This window comes from Streptococcus sp. 3613, assembly GCF_013277375.1.
GTDB lineage: Bacteria > Bacillota > Bacilli > Lactobacillales > Streptococcaceae > Streptococcus > Streptococcus pseudopneumoniae.
Genome location: NZ_VMMV01000068.1, coordinates 1 through 18941, shown reverse-complemented (window position 1 = coordinate 18941; position 18941 = coordinate 1). Strand labels below are relative to the sequence as shown.

The following is an 18941-nucleotide window of genomic DNA, read 5'->3' as shown; positions in this document are numbered from 1 at the left end:
TAAATCGGGATTTTACAAGTAGATTAAGCTCTTCAAGTTGTTCTTGTCTCCTTAAAATCAGCTTGCTTAACAAATCCAGCTCACTTGCAATTCTTTGTTGCTCTCCCAAATTTGTATATGGAACCATAATATTATCAAAATATTTTTTAGTTAAATGTTTCATTGTGGAACCATGAGTATGTTTTACAGCATCTTGTAAACCTTTTTCAACAACATATTTAAAATACGATTTATCTATATCTATCTTATCAAAAACCACTTTAAAAATGTGCTGATTTAACACTGCGGATCTTCCACACCAATGAAAAACCCCTAATGTACCCGACCACGAAATAAGGATATCACCAGCTTCAACAATGTATTTTTTATCAATCGTACCCGAATAATAATTTATCTCTGTTGAAGTTTTAGTCAGATTCTGTATTCTGATAATCTCTTTCCCTTCAGATGACCAATCTTGAGGTTTAAAAGCATAGCCATTGATAAAAGTAGCCACTTCCCCTAATTTCACTTTCTTCATGCAACCACCTCCTCGAAATATCGGGATTTGACGAGCAAGTTTAGTTCATCTAACTGCAATTTTCTTTTAGTAATAAGCCTTTTAATCGTATTAAGAATACAGATAATGTTCTCTTGTTCTTCGATACCTAGCAATTCTAATTGTAAATCAAGTAATATATTCTTGTTTAAATGAGGAATTGTTGCCCCTGTTGAATGATCTCGTAAATACTGCGATTTACTTTCCAAAAAGACTCCCAAGTAATCTGATATAATTTTTTCTTTGTATCGCTCATTCTTTTTTAAGACCGTAATTGTACTACCAACAGCTCCCGATAACCCATAGCCAACTGTTCCTGCATTAGCACCATCCCATGCTATCAGAATATCATCTGGTAGTGCTTCAGTCATATTTAAACTTTCAGTGAATTTTAAATTATTATTATTTCTTAAATCATCTATTTGAATATAACGTTGGCTTAGAGTTGTTTGTTCAGCAAGTACAGTGGCTTTCTTGCCTTTTTTTAGAGATAAGACTTCCCCCAACTTCACTTTTTTCATACAGCCACCTCCCTACTTGAGTAATTTTTCTAATTCAGCCAAGCCAGCTTGAATTTCTTTTTCTAAATCATTGATTTTCTTTAAGATGACTTCTGTTGGTTCATACTCAACTTTTTCATACTCAATCTCTTTATATTTATTGATAGACAAATCATAATCATTTTCCTTTATCTCATCAACTGGAACAAAGAAAGATTGATCCGTTCTCTGACGTTCTGCTTCTTTTTCAAGATGATGAAAGCGTTCGATAATATCTGAAATATCATTGTCGCTAATCGGTTGTCGCTTATCATCCAAACTTAAACCATCCGCTTTCATATCGTAAAACCAGACCTTGTCAGTACCACCATTGCCAGTTTTTGTAAAGATGAGAATGGCAGTTGAAACTCCAGCATAAGGCTTGAAAACACCACTAGGCATTGAGATTACAGCATCAAGCTTATGGTTCTCTACAATTTCCTGACGAATTCCTTTATGAGCTTTCGACGAACCAAAAAGGACACCATCAGGTACGATAACTGCTGCTCGTCCACCTGGTTTTAAAGTTCGCAAGAAAAGAGAAAGAAAGAGTAATTCTGTTTTTTTGGTTTTTACGGTTGCAAGAAGGTCATTAGAGGTTGAATTGTAGTCAAGTGAGCCCTTAAAAGGAGGATTTGCTAAAACCAAAGTATATTTATCGGCTTCTTCATTATCTTGAGACAGCGAGTCAAGGTAACTGATTTGTGGATTTTCTACTCCATGTAGCATCATGTTCATCGCCCCAAGTCTCAACATAGTCGTATCCGTATCATTTCCATGAAACATCTGATTATGAAAATGATTGATATTATCTGTATTGGTTTCCCATTCATCTTTCTTACGCTTTAAGTAACGGCTAGCAGATACTAAGAAGCCAGCAGAACCCATAGCGGGATCTGAGATGATATCTTTGATGGTCGGTTGCATCAACTCAACCATCATATCGATGATGTGACGAGGTGTACGGAACTGTCCATTTTTACCTGCGGTCGACAATTTTGATAACAGATATTCATAGATATCTCCGATATCAGTAATACTTTGTTTGTCATTATCAAAATCTATATCTAATCCCCTAGTTGGAAAAACATCTAAGATAGAAATTGCCTTTTGAAGCGTAGCAGGTTTATTTATTTGAAAAATAGCTTCTCGCATATATCGTGAAAAGGCTGTATCATCTGTATCCCCCTTGAGATTTTTAATAAACGGAAAAATCTCCTGAGTCATTAAACGATAAACTTCCTGAGCATCTCCTATATTTTTAAAAGTTGACCAACGGTATTCAGGTTTATCTTTTGGAAAAACTCCCTCATAAGGAATCCCTAAAAATTCAGCATCACTTTCACGTCCAAGTTCGACACTATCCAAATCTTTCATAAATAAGAGATAAGTCAACTGTTCAATATTTGTTAAAGGATTTGCATTTCCTTCTGTCCAAAGAATTTCCCACAACTGATCGATTTTATTTTTTAATTCGCCTGTAATCATATCTTCCCTTTTCTTTAGTTTTTAAAACTTAGTAATATCATTATTTTATCAGATTTCAAACAAAGCTTCAATTAACTATATCTATGCGTCACCTGAATATTTTATACTCTTCAAAAATCTCTTCAAACCACGTCAGCTTCACCTTGCCGTAGGTATATGATACTGACTCTGTCAGTTCTATCCACAACCTCAAAACAGTATTTTGAGCAACCTGCGGCTAGCTTCCTAGTTTGCTCTTTGATTTTCATTGAGTATTAATAGACTTGTTTGGTATCTTGAAAACTATATCGTATAGGTGTCGTCATGGATCCTTTTAGCTGATTTAAGGATACGAAAGCACAATACTATGACTCAATTGAAGTATTAAAATTCAATTTCTGACCACCTAATCCTGCTTCAAATAGTTATCGAACAAGTTTTATGATAGCTACCTTATTAGGATGCTCTTACTTTTTATCAGACAAAACAAAAGGATTAAGGGAGTGAATTTCCTTAATCCGATAGTCTCTTAAGCCTGACGCTGACCAAAATCCTTAATCATCTGATCCATTTCTTGTCGACTAGGAGTTGTCAACATATACAGGTAATCTCCTTGAAGTTCCGCAAAGGCCGCTGGCATGATTTTTTTAACCTTGAACTGCTGGCTATATTTGTCAAGCAAATCCTCTTCTGAATAAACATAGTGAGCATTTGCACGGCGAGAAGTAGCCAAACAATACTGAGGTTCAAATTCTGACGCTGGGAACTCTTCTCCTGCTACAATAGCTGCATAGCCACGATAGAGGTCCAAGGAATGAGCAAAATTATAAACATCAATTGTAAAACCACCTGCAGGACGGTTATTGTACTCAATGGCAATGTAGTCGTCCCCGTCACGGAAGAACTCAATATGGAAGAACCGTTCTCTCATACCAAATTCTTTGACAATTGCCTCACCATATTTACGTAATTTAGGATCCATATCCTTGAGAACGTAATAAGAATTGTCCATCTTGTAAATCATGAGATCAAGCGGTGTATAGGCGTAGTCAAAGGTCGTTGAGAAGACAATTTTACCATCCTTGTCCACAAGACCATCAAAGGTGCAAATTTCGCTGGAAGTGACAAATTTCTCAAAGAAATAAACAGTTGAATGATCCCACTCAGTCTTGAAGTGATTGATATCGTCTTCTGTCTCAAGTTTAAAGGTTGCGGCTGCTCCCACTCCATTGTCAGGTTTGGCAATCATTGGAAGACCGATTTCGTTCACTGCTTGATCAACATCTGCTTCCGTCTTGATAACAGCTCCAGGGACCACGGGGACACCTGCTTTTTTGAAGAGTTTCTTCATTTCAGACTTAAATTTCGTCTTTTTGAGATTCTCTGGTTTGGCACCAAAAACATTAAATTGCTCTCTGAGTGCTGCGTCCAGCTCAAGCCAGTATTCATTATGAGACTCGATGCGATCAAGCGGGCCATGTTTATAAAAGAGAAAAGCAACTGCTCGTTTGACTTCGTCTATGTTCTCAAGATTGTCAACACGGAAATATTCGGTCAGGCTATTGCGTAAAGGCTCATCCAATTGCTCGTATGGTTCTTGGCCAATTCCCAAGACAGTGATGCCTTTATTAGCTAGTTCAATGGTAAACTGTTGAAAGTTTTGTGGATAATAGGGAGAAATAACAAGGTAATTCATAGGTAACTCCTTTTATAAATAGAGATGACCGAGGAAATAAGGCATTTGTTTGCGCCACCATTCCCAGTCGTGGGCGACATCGTGTCCCCATTCAGCAAACCAGGCTGGAATTTGTTTCTGGTCAAAGGATTCTTTGAGCTTGTAGAAAGATGGTAGACCATCTTGTTCCCAGGCACCAAGACCCGTACACAACACAATCTCTGCCTGACGATAACGGTCAATAAACCAGCCGTCGTTCTGGTTCCAGATATAATCTACTGGCGAGTTTTGGTAAATAGCATCATCGTTGTAGTAATCACCGACAAAGAAACGTGCGTCGTAAACACCACTAAGAGCTATCACCTTGGTAAAGACATCTGGATGCTGGAGGAAGAAATTGAGTGCATGATAGGCTCCCATAGAGCAACCTGTCGTCATCATGCCATCAAACCAACCTGTCTTGTGCTTGATAAAAGGAATGGCCTCCTCAATCACATAACGTTCGTAGGCACGGTGCATTTCCGCTTGGTCATGAGCATTTTTCCAAGTAGCCAACCAGCTCTCGCTGTCTACACTGGAGAGGGTAAAGAACTGAACACGGCCTTCCTCGATAAAGGAAGCACAGGCATCAATCATGCCAAAATCATAGTATTCGTTGTGACTACCACCTGATGAAGCAAAGACCACAACTGGAATCCCAGCATGACCATAACGGTTAAGGTACATTTCACGGTTAAGATTGCCACTCCAGTGGCTGAGATGTTCAATATGCATTTCGTTTTTTTCCTTTCTTAACTTACCATTTTTCTGCAAAAAATCTCAGACAATCTGGTAGATTTTCTGACCAAGGGATTTCACTATGGATGGCACCAGACTGAACCTTCAGCACAAGATTATCCAGATGTACTCCCCCTGCTATCAAATCATGGTAATAGCGAAGCGATGAGTCGATATAGGCTTGTTTGATATTGCCAGCCATCAAGGTCTTGTCTGTATCATCCGCTTCTTCCGTTCCCACATAGATGAAGATGCGCTGGTCAGGCGATAGTTGCTGACGCTCGATATAGCGGTTAAAGGCTTCTTGGTGGAGCCAGTTGGCAGATGAAAAGACACCTAGACAACCAATTTGGTCTTGGTATTCCAAACCGATAAACTGGGTAATATTCCCTCCTAATGAGGAACCAATCATGGCTGTATGCTGGCGGTCTGCTTTTGTACGATAAGTTTCATCGATAAAAGGCTTGACCACCTCCATGACAAACTCGGCATACTCCACACCCTTACCGCCAAACTGCTGGCCTGGAATAGGAGATTCTTGGAACTTCCAAGCCGCATACTCATTCATCCGCCCCATACCGTCATTATCAATGGCTACGACAATCATGCGACTGATATCAGGATTACGTTTGATGGCTGGGATAATCTTCCATGAGTGACCAATAAAGGATTCTTTACTATAAAAGACATTTTGCCCGTCATGAAAGTAAACAACAGGATAGGAACGATTCGTGTCTTTCTCATAATCTTTAGGCAGAAGAACACGCACACGGCGCTCCTTACCTGTATAAGGAACCTTGAGCTTGTGTTCTTTCATTTTTAGATAAAAGTAGGAATGATTCATTGTCAGAAAACTCTCTATATTCAAAATTTTATTTTATTATATCACAATTATAGAAAAAAAGTTAGTTTTGCTTCCATTTTTGGAATTAAAAACTAACTTTTTCATTTAATTTTCTAAATTCTTTTGGATTTTCTAAATTAGAGCAGATTATCAATCAAGTCATCAACTTCATCTTTTTCAGCTTGAGGTGTAATCTCAGTAATCATAATCCCTGCCACTGCTCGATCAACCAAAGCTTCAACATCCATACGTGCTTCATACTGCTCTGCATTCTTAATCTTAGGATTAGTCTTTGGACGATCTGGTGCAAAAATCGTACAACAGTCTTCAAACGGCTGGATAGAAATGTCAAAGGTATCGATTTCCTGGGCGATGTCAATGATTTCCAACTTATCCATGGTAACCACAGGACGAATGATGGGAGTGTTGGTCACAGCGTTAATAGCCTGCATGCTTTCCAAGGTCTGGCTAGCTACTTGACCAAGACTTTCCCCATTGATGATAACTAAACCATTTCGTACCTCACGAATACGGTCAGTAATACGCATCATAAAACGACGCGTCAAGGTCATAAGGTAGGCTTCTGGCACTTTGGCTTTGATTTCCTCTTGAATCTCTGTGAAAGGTACTTCGATAAACTGGATATTGCCTCCAAACTTGGTCAATTTACGAGTCAAATCTTGGGCTTTTTTAAGGGCACCGGGACTAGTATATGGTGGACTAGCAAAGTGAACAGCCTCAATATCCACCCCACGTTTCAAAGCTAGATAACCAGCTACAGGTGAATCAATCCCTCCTGACAGCATGAGCATGCCCTTACCTGAAGTTCCAACTGGCAAACCACCAGCCCCACGAATAGTTTCATAAGAAAGGTAGGCTGCCTCTTCTCGAATCTCCACTTGGAGATTAATGTCAGGACTTTTCATTTGAGCTTGCACATTTGGAATGGCTTCAAAAATAGCTCCTCCAAGCGTTTGGTTGAGTTCACGACTGTCGAGTTCAAAGTTGTGGTCGCTACGCTTGCTAGAAATCTTAAAGGTCATGCCTTCCTTGTAGATGTCCTGCATAATCTCTTGCACAGAAGACTTCAGAACTTCTACAGATTTTTCAACCTTATATACTGGAGAAAAATTTTGAATCCCGAAGACTTGCTTGAGTGATTCTGCTACTGCTGTGTAATCAGCTCCATTGAGGTAAGCATGGGCACGGTCACGATCTGCCCTTACCTTAACTTGGGGATAGATAGACAAAACGTCTGAAATATTATTGCGAAGTTTATTGATGAAACGCATACGGTTTTTGCCTTTGGTTGACAGCTCACCGTAGCGAATCATAATTTCTGAATACTGCATAAATGCTCCTATCTTACTTTTCTAGTTTGGTTGTAAATTAATTTTAGCTTGGTCAAAAACTGCTCGACCTGACTCATATCATTTTCAAGGTCTAGGCTAAGACGCACAGCTGACTGGGCCTTATCTTTATCTACTCCCATGGCAATCAGAGTTCCTGCAGGTTTCCCAGCCTTGGACGAACAAGCAGAGGTCGTTGAGATGAAAATATCATAGTCTTCAAAAGCGTGAACGATGACTTCACCACGAACACCCTTGATTCCAAAAGTCAGGATATGAGGGGCAAAGTCTTCCTCATCTGAAAAGACAAAAATATCTGGATAGTCCAGAAGGGCTTGACGAATCACTGCCTTCATCTGCCCAGTCTTGCTCCTAAAGGTATCTAGCTTTTCCATAGATAAACGGAGAGCCTTGGCTGTCGCTGCAATCCCTGCCACATTTTCAGTTGTCGAACGGTAATCACGCTCCTGACCTCCACCAGTCAACAGTGGAGTAATTTTCTTACCAGACTTGATATAGACAAAACCAACACCACGAACTCCGTGGAACTTGTGACCAGAGAAAGTCGCGAAATCCACTCGTTCTGTCAGATATTTTTCAGTTGGAATCTTAGCAAGTGCCTGAACCGCATCAACGTGGAAAGTAATAGTTGGCTTGTCTGCCAATAGTTTTGAAATAGCCTCAATAGGTTGGATAGAACCGATTTCATTGTTCACAGCCATGATGGAAACGAGGATTGTATCAGGTCGTATCAAAACTGCTAGGGCCTCGACGTCCACAAATCCTTCCTTATCAACTGGAGCAAAATCCACTTCAAATCCTTGACTTTTCAGCCAGAGGGCCGATTCCTTAACTGCTGGATGTTCAATGGCTGAAACAATGATGTGCTTGCCAAACTGGGCTTTTTCAAAGGCCACACCCTTGATAACCCAGTTATCTCCTTCTGTCCCACCAGAAGTAAAGAAGATTTCATCGCTTTTCTTACCGATTAAATCTGCAATCTGTTGCCGAGAAGCATCTAAGATTCGTGTTGCCTGGTCTCCCAAACGATGGAGACTAGATGGATTTCCTAAAATTTTTGAAGTCACCTGCATATAGGTTTCAAGGGCTTCAGGATAAGGCTTGGTCGTCGCCGAATTATCAAAGTAAATCATGTTTTCTCACGCTTTCTAAAATCACTCCTTCTATTGTATCATGAAACGGAGCCTGCGACAAGAAAGGGCAATTCCTCTTTTTTTAAGATTTTTTTTAAAGAAATGCGGTATAATAAATTTTAATCAAAGGAGAGAATGTATGTCTAACTATCGTAGAACTTCAAAACCGAAAACAGAACATATCAAAAAAGGCTTTACTGTTTTTCAAAAAACCATTACTACTATCGGTAGTATCCTCGGCTTGATTACTGCGACTATCACGATTATGAATGCCTTGGATAATAATAAAAATACCAAAAAAGAACCGACGACAACACCGACGACAACCATTGTCAAAGAAATTCAAAAGGAATCCCCTCAGGAAAATACTAGTCCCAATAAGGAAAATAATACTAGTCAAGAAAAAACACAACAAGAGGAAACGCCAAAATCTAGCGTCAAGGAAGAGAAAAAAGAAGATCAGAAAACAGCAACTCAGGACTCTACTACACCTGCTACAAGTAAACCTGCCACTGAAAATGAAAAACAGCCCAATACTCCAACTTCAGAAAATAATACTCAATGAAAATCAAAGAACAAACTAGGAAGCTAGCCGTAGGCTGCNNCACATATATACGGCAAGGCAAAGCTGACGTGGTTTGAAGAGATTTTCGAAGAGTATAAAAGTAATCAATAGCCAGTAAAATAGCTCCTTCCAACCTTGGAAAGAAGCTATTTTTTATTGCTGCAATACTTTTCTTGGCTTGGTACCTTCAGCTGGACCGATGACACCTGCCATCTCAAGCTCTTCCATGAGACGGGTCGCACGGTTAAATCCAACTGACAAACGACGCTGAATCATAGATGCACTGGCTTTCTGAGTTTCGATTACCAAAGCCTTGGCTTCTTCAAAGAGCGGGTCACCACCAGATTCACCATCTGAAAATTCACCGTCGTTTTCAGAAACCTCACCTGGTTCAAAACTATCATCGTAGTCCGCATCTGCCTGAGCCTTGATGAAGTTCACAATGCGCTCAACATCGTCATCCGAGATAAAGGAGCCTTGGAGACGAACTGGATGATTTTCATCAATCGGTTTAAAGAGCATGTCTCCTCGACCAAGAAGTTTTTCTGCTCCATTTTCATCCAAAATCGTACGGGAGTCTGTTCCTGATGAAACCGCAAATGCTACACGAGATGGGACATTAGCCTTGATCAGACCAGAGATGACATCAACGGATGGACGCTGGGTTGCAAGAATCATGTGGATACCTGCAGCCCGCGCCTTCTGTCCAAGACGGATAATAGCATCTTCCACTTCCTTGCTTGCTACCATCATAAGGTCAGCCAACTCATCCACAATCACAACAATAAGTGGTAGTGGAATCTGCTTGTACTCAGACTGAGCATTAAACTCTTCTACCTTGGCATTAAAGCCTGCAATGTTACGAACTCCCACCTTGGCAAAGAGTTCATAACGATTTTCCATCTCATCCACAACCTTTTGCAGGGCCTTGCTGGCCTTGCGTGGATTGGTCACAACTGGAATCAAGAGGTGAGGAATGTCATTGTAAACAGACAACTCAACCATCTTGGGATCCACCATCATAAACTTGACCTGGTCGGGTCTTGCTTTCATCAGAATGCTAGCAATGATGCCATTAACAGCTACTGACTTCCCTGAACCTGTTGAACCTGCGACGAGCAAGTGGGGCATTTTGGAAAGGTCAAAAGCTCTTGCGGTGCCATTAACCGCCTTTCCTAGAGGAATTTCCAAGAGATTTTCTGCTTTCGTTTGAGATTGTTCCCATAGTTCGCGGAAGGATACAGTCGCAATCTCAGAGTTGGGTACTTCGATTCCAACTAAGGATTTCCCCGGGATAGGTGCTTCGATTCGGACATCCTTAGCAGCCAAGGCTAGAGCGAGGTCATCTGCTAGATTGGAAATGCGGTTGACCCGTACACCCACTGCTGGCTTAACTTCATATTTAGTCACCGATGGTCCAATTTCGGCCCGTTCAACTGTTACCTTAATACCAAAGCTAGCAAAGGTTTCTTCTAGAATTTTGATATTTTCCCGAACGATTTTCTTCTCTTTAGACTGGTCTTTGGGTTTATCTGGGGCAAAGAGTTGTAAGCTTGGAAGTTTGTATTCGAGGGCTTCCTTGGCTGAAAAATCGACCTGAACATCTTCATCGTCAGAGCCATCTTCCTGTTCAGGGAATTCAAGTTCAGCTTGAGGCAGGATGATTTCTGGTTCCACCCACTCTTCTTCTGGAACAGGAGGAACGTCAAGCACAACATCTTCTGTCAGAATTTCACCCGTTTCCATATCAATAGGAGGCAAATCGAGTAAGGCTTTTTCAGCTTCTTCTTGTTCTAATCTAGCCTCTTCCTCAGCCTTTTGGCGAGCTTTTTCTTCTTGTTTGACAAAGCGTTCCTCTTTTCGAAGCTCATGTCCTTCCCTCCATTTGGCAAAGCCTCTACTGAAAAATTCAGCAATATCATAAACAGACCAAGGACTGACTAGGAGGGCACCCACTAAAATCAAGATAGAACCAATAAAGTAAGTACCGATATTTGAAAAGAGAAAGGCGGTTGGAATATAAAGAGCGACACCAATCAAGCCCCCTCCAGCAAAACTGGTCGTTCGAAAACCAGTCAAATCCGTCACAATCTGAGCCATGGTTCCTTTTAAAACCGACTTATCCAAACCATATTTCCAAACTAAGTAGGCCTCAAAAATCAAGAGCAAGCCAGCAAATATGGTGAAAAATCCTGATAAGAGTCCTTCCTGTTTTCGTATCCACTTGAAAAAGAAGAGATAGATCAATAGGGCAAATATTGCCAGATAAGCTAGACTACCCACCAACAAGCGAATTAAATTGTAAAGAGTGATACCTGCAGCTCCTAATTTAAAAGCTGCGAAAATCAATAAAATCGCGATTCCCAACGAAATCAACATCCGTTGAATCGCTTCTTTTCTCTCGAGTTCTGCTTTAGACGGTCTCCGTCTTGTTTTACTTGTATTCTTGTTTGCCATTTTTCTATTATACCATATTTCACAGGCATTTCGGAAAGAGAAAAAGACTGCACCAAACGGTCCAATCTTTTCATTTTATATCTATTTTTTATGCTTGGGGTTTGCGTAGGTAACCATAAACCACACCACTTACGATTGCCCCTACCAAGACAGCAACGAGGTAAAGGAGAGCATTTGAAGTAAGGGCGATAACGAAGATTCCTCCGTGCGGCGCCATGAGTTTGATACCAGTAAGACCAACGAGGCCACCTGCTACTGCTGAACCAAGGATGAAGCTTGGAATCGCACGAGCTGGGTCAGCGGCACCAAATGGAATCGCTCCCTCAGTGATAAAGGATAAGCCCATGATGATGTTTGTCAAACCAGAGTTACGTTCTTCCTTAGTAAATTTATCTTTGAAAAGAAGAGTTGCGACAAAGATGGCAAGTGGTGGCACCATTCCTCCAGCCATAACTGCTGCCATAGCCACAGAACCACCTGAAGAAACAGTTGCTGCAAGCGTACCTGTACCAAAGACATAAGCCGCTTTGTTAACTGGTCCACCCATGTCAACAGCCATCATTCCACCAAGGACGATACCAAGAAGGACAGCTGAACCTCCTCCAAGACCGCCTAGGAAGTCATTCATAGCAGTGTTGATTGCAGCCATTGGGATATTCACAGCTAGCATAACAAATCCTGTCAAGATTGTTCCAAGAAGTGGCAATAGAAGGATTGATTTAGCACCTTCGAGTGAACGAGGAACTTTAACGTATTTCTTGATGGCAAGAACCAAGGCACCTGCGATAAATCCACCAACAAGGGCACCTAGGAAACCAGATGAGACACCTGCAAGAGTTGAAGTTGCTTCACCACCTGCGGCATAAGGAATTTTACCAAAGGCAAAACCTTCTTTGGCAATAGCACCAGCCACGAAACCTGCTACCAAACCCGGTTTTTCAGCAATAGAGTAGGCAACATAACCCGCAAAGACTGGAAGCATCAAACCAAAGGCAGCTCCACCAATTTTCATGAACATAGAAGCTAACTCATGGTAAGAACCAAGATTGCCAAGGTTTTCATTTGGAACACCCAAAGCACCGTCAATCAAGAAGGCAAGGGCAATCATGATACCACCACCGATAACGAATGGTAACATTTGAGATACACCACTCATCAAGTGTTTGTAGAAGGCACCACCAAGGCTTTGTTTTTCGTTAGAGGCTGTTGCAGCTTTTGCACCATTAGCGGCACGGTAGACTTCAGTATCTCCTGAAAGAGCCAAGTTAATTAGCTCTTCTGTCTTACGGATACCGTCAGCAACTGGACGATTGATCAATGGTTTTCCATCAAATCGATCCATTTCAACGGCCTTGTCTGCTGCAATGATAATAGCTTTAGCCTTACGGATATCTTCTGCAGTTAGTTGATTTCCAACACCGCTAGCACCGTTGGTTTCGACCTTGATACCAACCCCCATTTCAGCAGCTACTTTTTGAAGGGCTTCTTGGGCCATGTAAGTGTGGGCAATACCTGTTGTACAAGCTGTAACAGCTACGATAAAGTCACCAGAGTCATTAGCAGGTGCTTGAACAAGTTCCTCAGTTTTTTCTGAAGCTTGGTCAAAAAGTTCGATAACTTGGTCTGCAGATGTTGCTTGACGAAGTTTGTCTGCAAAACCGTCTTTCATCAAGTATTGAGACAATTCTGCCAAGGCTGCCAAGTGAGTATCATTGGCACCTTCTGGAGCTGCAATCATGAAGAAGAGGTCAGTTGCTTGTCCATCCAAGCTCTCGTAGTCAACACCCTTATTTGACTTAGCAAATAGAACTGTCGCTTCTTTGACAGCAGCGTTTTTGCTGTGAGGCATTGCGATTCCATCACCCAAACCAGTAGAAGTCAAAGCTTCACGCGCCAAAATTCCTTCTTTAAATGTTTCAAAATCTGTTACATAACCGTGGTCTGTCAAATTTTTAATCATCTCGTCGATGACAGCTGTTTTTTCAGTTGCCTGCAAATCTAGCAACATGACATCTTTTCTCAATAGGTCTTGAATTTTCATCGTTTTTCTACCTCAACTTTTCCATATGTTTCTTTAATAAATTCCGCCGTTGCCAAGTCATCTGAGAAGGTAGTTGCCGTTCCGCAAGCCACTCCCCATTTGAAGGCTTCTACTGCGTCTTTTGATTTGACAAATTCACCTGTGAATCCAGCAACCATAGAATCACCAGCTCCAACTGAATTTTTGACTGTTCCTTTGATTGGTTTAGCGAAGTAAGCTCCCTCAGATGTGACAAGAAGGGCACCATCACCAGCCATAGAGATAATAACATTTTGAGCACCCTTAGCCAGTAACTCACGAGCGTATTTCTCAATTTCATCTAAACTTTCGAGTTTAACCCCAAAAATCGCTCCAAGTTCATGATTGTTTGGTTTTACAAGAAGAGGCTGGTAGTCCAAACTATCAATTAAGGTCTGTCCTTCAAAGTCACAGACCACTTGCGCACCAGTCTGGCGCGTCAAGGAAATCAAATCCTTATAGATAACATTGCCTAGATTTTTAGCACTTGAACCTGCAAAGACAACTGTATCTTCTGCTGTCAGACTAGATAAAATAGCTTTCAATTCTTCTAGCTGAACCGATTCAACAGTTGGACCCGTTCCGTTGATTTCTGTTTCTTGGTCTGCTTTGATTTTAACATTGATACGAGTATCTTCTGCCACCTGGACAAAACGTGTCTCGATTTCTTCCTCTGCTAAAGTATCTGTGATAAATTTACCAGTAAAGCCACCGATAAATCCCGTCGCTGTATTTGGTATATTCAAACGTTTCAAGACACGGCTGACATTGATTCCTTTCCCACCAGCAAACTTATCATCACTGTCCATACGATTTACACTACCAACTTTGACTTGGTCCAAACGAACGATATAGTCAATGGATGGATTGAGTGTGACTGTATAAATCATACTTCTATTACCTCCGTTTTCTCCTTAATAACCTGCAAGAGCTCATGCCCTTGACTAGTGATAACGATAGCGCGTTTGAGTGGTGCTACCTTGGCAAAGCAAGTTTGTCCAATTTTTGACGAATCCACCAAGACGTAGGTCTGCTTGGCATTCTCCAAAATAGCTCTTTTCACAGCTCCCTCCTCCATATCAGGAGTCGTATAATAGCCATCGTCAACACCATTCATTCCGATAAAGGCACGGTCAAAGTGCAATTGGTTAATCTGGTTAAGAGCAACGCCCCCGATACTAGCATCTGTCGCCGTCTTGACGTTTCCTCCAACCATGACAGTTGGAATCTGCTTTTCAACCAACTGAGCGGCATGGTGAATGGAGTTGGTCACAACTGTAACATTCTTATTGACCAATTCATGAATCAAAAAAGCAGTTGTTGTTCCAGCATCGATAAAGATGACATCTTGTTCCTTGATGAGAGAAGCAGCTTTCTGAGCCAGCAACTTCTTTTCTTGAAGGTTTTTGACAGATTTCTCTTGAATGGTTTCTTCTTCCTGCAAGGAATGGGGCAATTCTGCTCCACCATGCACGCGACGAAGCTTGTTTTCCGCTTCCAACTCATCCAAGTCTCTTCGAACCGTTGATTCTGACGTTTCTAGCAAACTAACTAATTTCTCTAGAGAAACTACATGATGTTGATTTAACTCCTCTAAAATCAGTTGTTTCCTCTCTGTTTTTAACACTGAATCACCTCCTGTTATCGTTTACACTATTCATTCTATCATACTTTATTTCAAAGTCAAGCATTTTTTATCATTTTCTTCCAATTTCTATCATTTTTCTTATTTCCAGAATTTTTATTGCAAGATAAGAGCCTTTATGGTAGACTATTTGAGTAAGTATTGGAAGATTACTCAAGAGGCTTAAGAGGCCGTGTTGGAAACGCGGTAGGCGTGTAACAGCGTGCGTGGGTTCGAATCCCATGTCTTCCGTGGAAAAACATATTTCTAGGATACAACAAAAATGTTGTATCCTTTTTTGTATCCCTTTTTTAAAAATAGGGTCTGTTTTTGGGTCTATTTGTGACTCCTTTTTTCGCAAAAGAATACCAAAGACAAAAATAAAAAACGTTGATTTAACAACGTTTTACCAAGGAATGCAAAAGAATGCAAAGGAATAATGGAGCCGGTGGGAGTCGAACCCACGTCCAAACACCTGCCAACATATTTGTCTACAACCATAGGTTATGTATTAGTTTAACAGCCCCTCGACACATAACTCAAGCCTAGAAACTGCGAGTCTATCAATCTCTTATCAAGCCGCTAGACAAGACTTGATCGTATCTCGCTAATAATAAGACCTGTCATTGAACACGAGCAATCCAAATCGGGTCACGCCTGCTGGTTTTTAGGCAGCTAGAGCGTAAGAAGTGTTATTTTTTGCAGTTATATTTAACTGAGCGTTTACGTCGCCACACGAGTCGCAAAATATGCCTCATAATGCCTGTCGAATCCGTAACGACCCCAAAAGACAATAAAACTATTATACCTTATCTAACACAAAAATGCAAAAAGGAAATCACGTACCTAAAAAAGATACTATTCGAGAAATTTAGCAAACTGGGAGACTAACTACAACTTTCTCAGTGCATAACTTTACGATTGTGAATAGAGCTTACGAAATCCACTTAACATATACCTAAGATGAAGCTATCTTTTTTGAAGAAATGCACGAAAAGAATTATTCTAAAATACTTTCAAATGAGAATTTTCCTACTCTCTTTGTTTCAATTCATTTGAGTTTAAAAACTATAAAATCAATCCTTATATTATTCGGACTACGTTTTACTTGTCGTGCTAAAATAAATAAGTTTCATTCGAACTTTAATAGACTATGAAAACCAGTGGAACTTACCCTGACACGGAATTCCACTGGTTTTTTCGATTTTTATCAGATTAACTTCTACTATTTTTAGCTGTGAAAATTAGTTTAGGACTTTAACTTATTTTCAATCTTCTAATCTAAAGGCCACTTCCAGTAAAGAAAAATCAGGAATTTCCTGACTTTTACTTAGCTAATTCTCTTTCTCGTTCTTTCATTATTTTATGATTTTCATACAAACGGGATAAGAACTTAGAAATTTCTTTCAAGATAGAATAGGTTGGCACTGCGACAATCATTCCAACTACACCATAGATATTGCTTGACAACAAAAGTAAAACCAAAATCGTGATTGGATGAACCTTCATAACACTTCCTACGATTCGAGGATATAAGATATTGCCATCTACCTGCTGAACAACAAGCATATAAATCACTGCAATCAGCATTCTATGGGGATCAGTGAATATATTTGCGATGATCATAGGAATCAAACCAATACTTGGCCCCACATAAGGAATTAAATTGGCTACACCAGAAAAAATAGCAAAAACTAAAGCATATTTTAAACCAATAATACTATAGCCAATATAAGCCAAACAACCTATAATGATTGCGTCAATCGAAACTCCACTAATATAGCGAGCAATCGTCGCATTTAAATTCTTTAATAAGCCTGCAATATGCAAGCGATCCCTCTTTAGAATCGTTCTTTCAAGCATGGGCAAGAATTTATGTCCATCTAATAAGAAATAAACCAAAAAAACCGGAGTCATAATCAAAATCAAAACAGTACTGATAAGAGCTGACAAGACGCTCCCCACGCTATTTGATACGCTATTTAGGATATTTTGAAGAATATCAACATAGGATAAGTTTAACTGCTGAATTGTAGCTTCTACATCCAAATTCTGGAGCGCAGGGTAATTAGATAAGTCTATGATTAAGTCTTGTACTCGACTATAAATAGTTTGACTAGATATAATCAAACTAGATAACTGATTAATCAAAATAGGTAAGAGATAGACAACACCTATGACCATTCCCCAGACCAAAGCACACAAGGTAATTAAAATACCAAGTAAACGATTGAGTTTACAGACTTTATTTAAGAAAGTAACAATAGGGTTTGTCAAATAATAAAGAAAGCCCCCTAATAAAAATGGAATCATAATTGTATTAAGCACGCTAACAAAAGGGTTAATCAAAGACCCCATCTGTCTCCATAGGTAAAAGATGATGGTTAAGAGTAAAATTTCTGTGGTCCAAAAAAATAATTTATTTCTACGAAACATGAGTTACCTCCCTCACTCTATTTTACCATATTTTCAAAAAGCTTAACGGATGAATTATTAAAGCAAGAATATTTTTTTTCTTTATGATAGAATAAGACTACTATGAAAAAAATATTGTTAACTTTATTAACTGTCTCCTTTTTAGGAGGTGCTTCTACTGTTGCTACTCAAGATTTTAATATTGCTGCAAAACATGCCATTGCTGTTGAGGCAAATACTGGTAAAATTCTCTATGAGAAGGATGCGACTCAACCAGTCGAAATTGCTTCTATAACAAAATTGATTACGGTTTATCTAGTCTATGAAGCTCTGGAAAACGGAAGTATTACCCTCTCCACTCCTGTAGATATTTCTGACTATCCTTATCAATTGACGACAAATTCTGAAGCCAGTAATGTTCCTATGGAGGCCCGTAATTATACTGTCGAAGAGTTACTTGAAGCAACTCTGGTATCTAGTGCCAACAGCGCCGCTATTGCCCTAGCTGAGAAAATTGCTGGCTCAGAGAAAGACTTCGTCGATATGATGCGTGCCAAACTCTTGGAATGGGGAATCAAAGATGCTACTGTTGTCAATACAACTGGTCTGAACAACGAGACTCTAGGAGATAATATTTACCCGGGCTCAAAAAAAGATGATGAAAACAAGCTCAGTGCTTATGATGTTGCTATTGTTGCTCGTAACCTCATCAAAAAATACCCACAAGTCTTGGAAATCACCAAAAAACCTTCTTCTACTTTTGCTGGAATGACAATCACTTCGACCAACTACATGTTAGAAGGTATGCCTGCTTACCGTGGTGGTTTTGATGGACTGAAAACAGGAACAACAGATAAGGCTGGAGAATCTTTTGTTGGTACTACTGTCGAAAAAGGCATGAGAGTCATCACAGTTGTTTTAAATGCAGACCATCAAGACAATAATCCCTACGCTCGGTTTACAGCTACATCTTCCCTAATGGATTATATTTCTTCAACATTTACACTTCGCAAAATCGTTCAGCAAGGCGATGCCTATCAAGATAGCAAAGCCCCTGTACAAGATGGAAAAGAAGATACGGTCACTGCAGTGGCTCCAGAGGATATCTATCTAATTGAACGTGTCGGGAATCAATCTTCTCAATCTATTCAATTCACACCTGATTCCAAAGCAATCCCAGCACCACTTGAAGCTGGAACAGTGGTTGGCCATTTGACTTACGAAGACAAGGACTTGATTGGTCAAGGTTACATCACCACAGAGCGCCCTAGTTTCGAAATGGTTGCAGACAAGAAAATGGAAAAAGCCTTCTTCTTAAAAGTTTGGTGGAATCAGTTTGTCCGCTTTGTTAACGAGAAATTATAAAAAAATCGCGATTTAAACCGCGATTTTTTTTTATTATGGCTTCAAGCCAGTTTTTCTCGTAGAGAAAAACAAGAAAACCACCAGCTATGCTGGTGGCTGACAAGGCTTCTAGC

15 protein-coding genes, 1 tRNA gene, 1 other RNA gene and 1 pseudogene are annotated in these 18941 nt (G+C 40.1%); 3 read left to right on the top strand and 15 right to left on the bottom strand.

Annotation, left to right across the window (positions count from 1 at the left end; translation table 11 throughout):
* From HT708_RS08320 to HT708_RS08285, 9 genes and pseudogenes are all read right to left on the bottom strand, one after another.
* A partial coding sequence (locus HT708_RS08320; RefSeq protein ID WP_172926260.1) for a restriction endonuclease subunit S occupies window positions 1-520 on the bottom strand: 520 nt, incomplete at its 3' end.
* 17 nt (window positions 521-537) lie between these two features.
* A pseudogene (locus HT708_RS08315) lies at window positions 538-1059 on the bottom strand (restriction endonuclease subunit S); the annotation flags it as partial.
* Window positions 1060-1071: 12 nt separating this feature from the next.
* Entirely contained in the window at window positions 1072-2565 is a 1494-nt protein-coding gene (locus tag HT708_RS08310; RefSeq protein ID WP_172926259.1) for a class I SAM-dependent DNA methyltransferase, read from the bottom strand.
* A gap of 122 nt (window positions 2566-2687) precedes the next feature.
* Window positions 2688-2813, bottom strand: coding sequence for a hypothetical protein (locus tag HT708_RS12190; RefSeq protein WP_275690755.1), 126 nt, complete (start codon window positions 2811-2813; stop codon window positions 2688-2690).
* A 260-nt stretch (window positions 2814-3073) separates the two neighbouring features.
* Window positions 3074-4240, bottom strand: a complete 1167-nt coding sequence (locus HT708_RS08305; RefSeq protein ID WP_172926258.1) for an ATP-grasp domain-containing protein — start codon at window positions 4238-4240, stop codon at window positions 3074-3076.
* Window positions 4241-4252: 12 nt separating this feature from the next.
* On the bottom strand, window positions 4253-4993 hold the full coding sequence (locus HT708_RS08300; protein WP_172926257.1) for an esterase family protein: 741 nt from the start codon (window positions 4991-4993) through the stop codon (window positions 4253-4255).
* Window positions 4994-5015: 22 nt separating this feature from the next.
* Complete coding sequence (locus tag HT708_RS08295; protein WP_172926256.1) at window positions 5016-5840, bottom strand: alpha/beta hydrolase; 825 nt, start codon at window positions 5838-5840, stop codon at window positions 5016-5018.
* A gap of 137 nt (window positions 5841-5977) precedes the next feature.
* On the bottom strand, window positions 5978-7192 hold the full coding sequence (gene thiI / locus HT708_RS08290; protein ID WP_172926255.1) for a tRNA uracil 4-sulfurtransferase ThiI: 1215 nt from the start codon (window positions 7190-7192) through the stop codon (window positions 5978-5980).
* A gap of 8 nt (window positions 7193-7200) precedes the next feature.
* Window positions 7201-8343 carry a cysteine desulfurase family protein gene (locus HT708_RS08285; RefSeq protein ID WP_050365431.1) on the bottom strand — a complete coding sequence of 381 codons (1143 nt, stop codon included), beginning with the start codon at window positions 8341-8343 and terminating at the stop codon, window positions 7201-7203.
* A gap of 139 nt (window positions 8344-8482) precedes the next feature.
* On the opposite strand from HT708_RS08285, the gene HT708_RS08280 reads away from it, so the two are divergent.
* Entirely contained in the window at window positions 8483-8908 is a 426-nt protein-coding gene (locus tag HT708_RS08280) for a DUF6556 family protein (RefSeq protein ID WP_031222983.1), read from the top strand.
* Window positions 8909-9061: 153 nt separating this feature from the next.
* Here HT708_RS08280 and HT708_RS08275 read toward each other — a convergent pair whose 3' ends face one another.
* The 4 genes from HT708_RS08275 to HT708_RS08260 form a co-directional block, all read right to left on the bottom strand.
* Entirely contained in the window at window positions 9062-11365 is a 2304-nt protein-coding gene (locus HT708_RS08275; RefSeq protein WP_023932865.1) for a DNA translocase FtsK, read from the bottom strand.
* Between the two features lie 88 nt (window positions 11366-11453).
* Window positions 11454-13406 (bottom strand): fructose-specific PTS transporter subunit EIIC, encoded by a 1953-nt coding sequence (locus tag HT708_RS08270; protein ID WP_172926254.1) that lies wholly within the window; start codon window positions 13404-13406, stop codon window positions 11454-11456.
* Window positions 13403-14314, bottom strand: coding sequence for a 1-phosphofructokinase (pfkB, locus tag HT708_RS08265; protein WP_000640785.1), 912 nt, complete (start codon window positions 14312-14314; stop codon window positions 13403-13405). The genes HT708_RS08270 and pfkB overlap by 4 nt, the downstream gene beginning before the upstream one ends.
* On the bottom strand, window positions 14311-15051 hold the full coding sequence (locus tag HT708_RS08260) for a DeoR/GlpR family DNA-binding transcription regulator (RefSeq protein ID WP_172926253.1): 741 nt from the start codon (window positions 15049-15051) through the stop codon (window positions 14311-14313). Before HT708_RS08260 ends, pfkB begins: the two co-directional genes overlap by 4 nt.
* Window positions 15052-15212: 161 nt before the next feature.
* On the opposite strand from HT708_RS08260, the gene HT708_RS08255 reads away from it, so the two are divergent.
* Window positions 15213-15300 (top strand) — tRNA-Ser (locus tag HT708_RS08255).
* A gap of 185 nt (window positions 15301-15485) precedes the next feature.
* Here the strand turns inward: HT708_RS08255 and ssrA are convergent.
* Window positions 15486-15833: a transfer-messenger RNA gene (gene ssrA / locus HT708_RS08250) on the bottom strand.
* Window positions 15834-16374: 541 nt separating this feature from the next.
* Window positions 16375-17484 carry a cell elongation protein CozE gene (gene cozE, locus HT708_RS08245; protein ID WP_050079225.1) on the bottom strand — a complete coding sequence of 370 codons (1110 nt, stop codon included), beginning with the start codon at window positions 17482-17484 and terminating at the stop codon, window positions 16375-16377.
* 102 nt (window positions 17485-17586) lie between these two features.
* On the opposite strand from cozE, the gene pbp3 reads away from it, so the two are divergent.
* On the top strand, window positions 17587-18828 hold the full coding sequence (gene pbp3, locus HT708_RS08240; RefSeq protein WP_172926252.1) for a D-alanyl-D-alanine carboxypeptidase PBP3: 1242 nt from the start codon (window positions 17587-17589) through the stop codon (window positions 18826-18828).
* Window positions 18829-18941 lie beyond the last annotated feature (113 nt).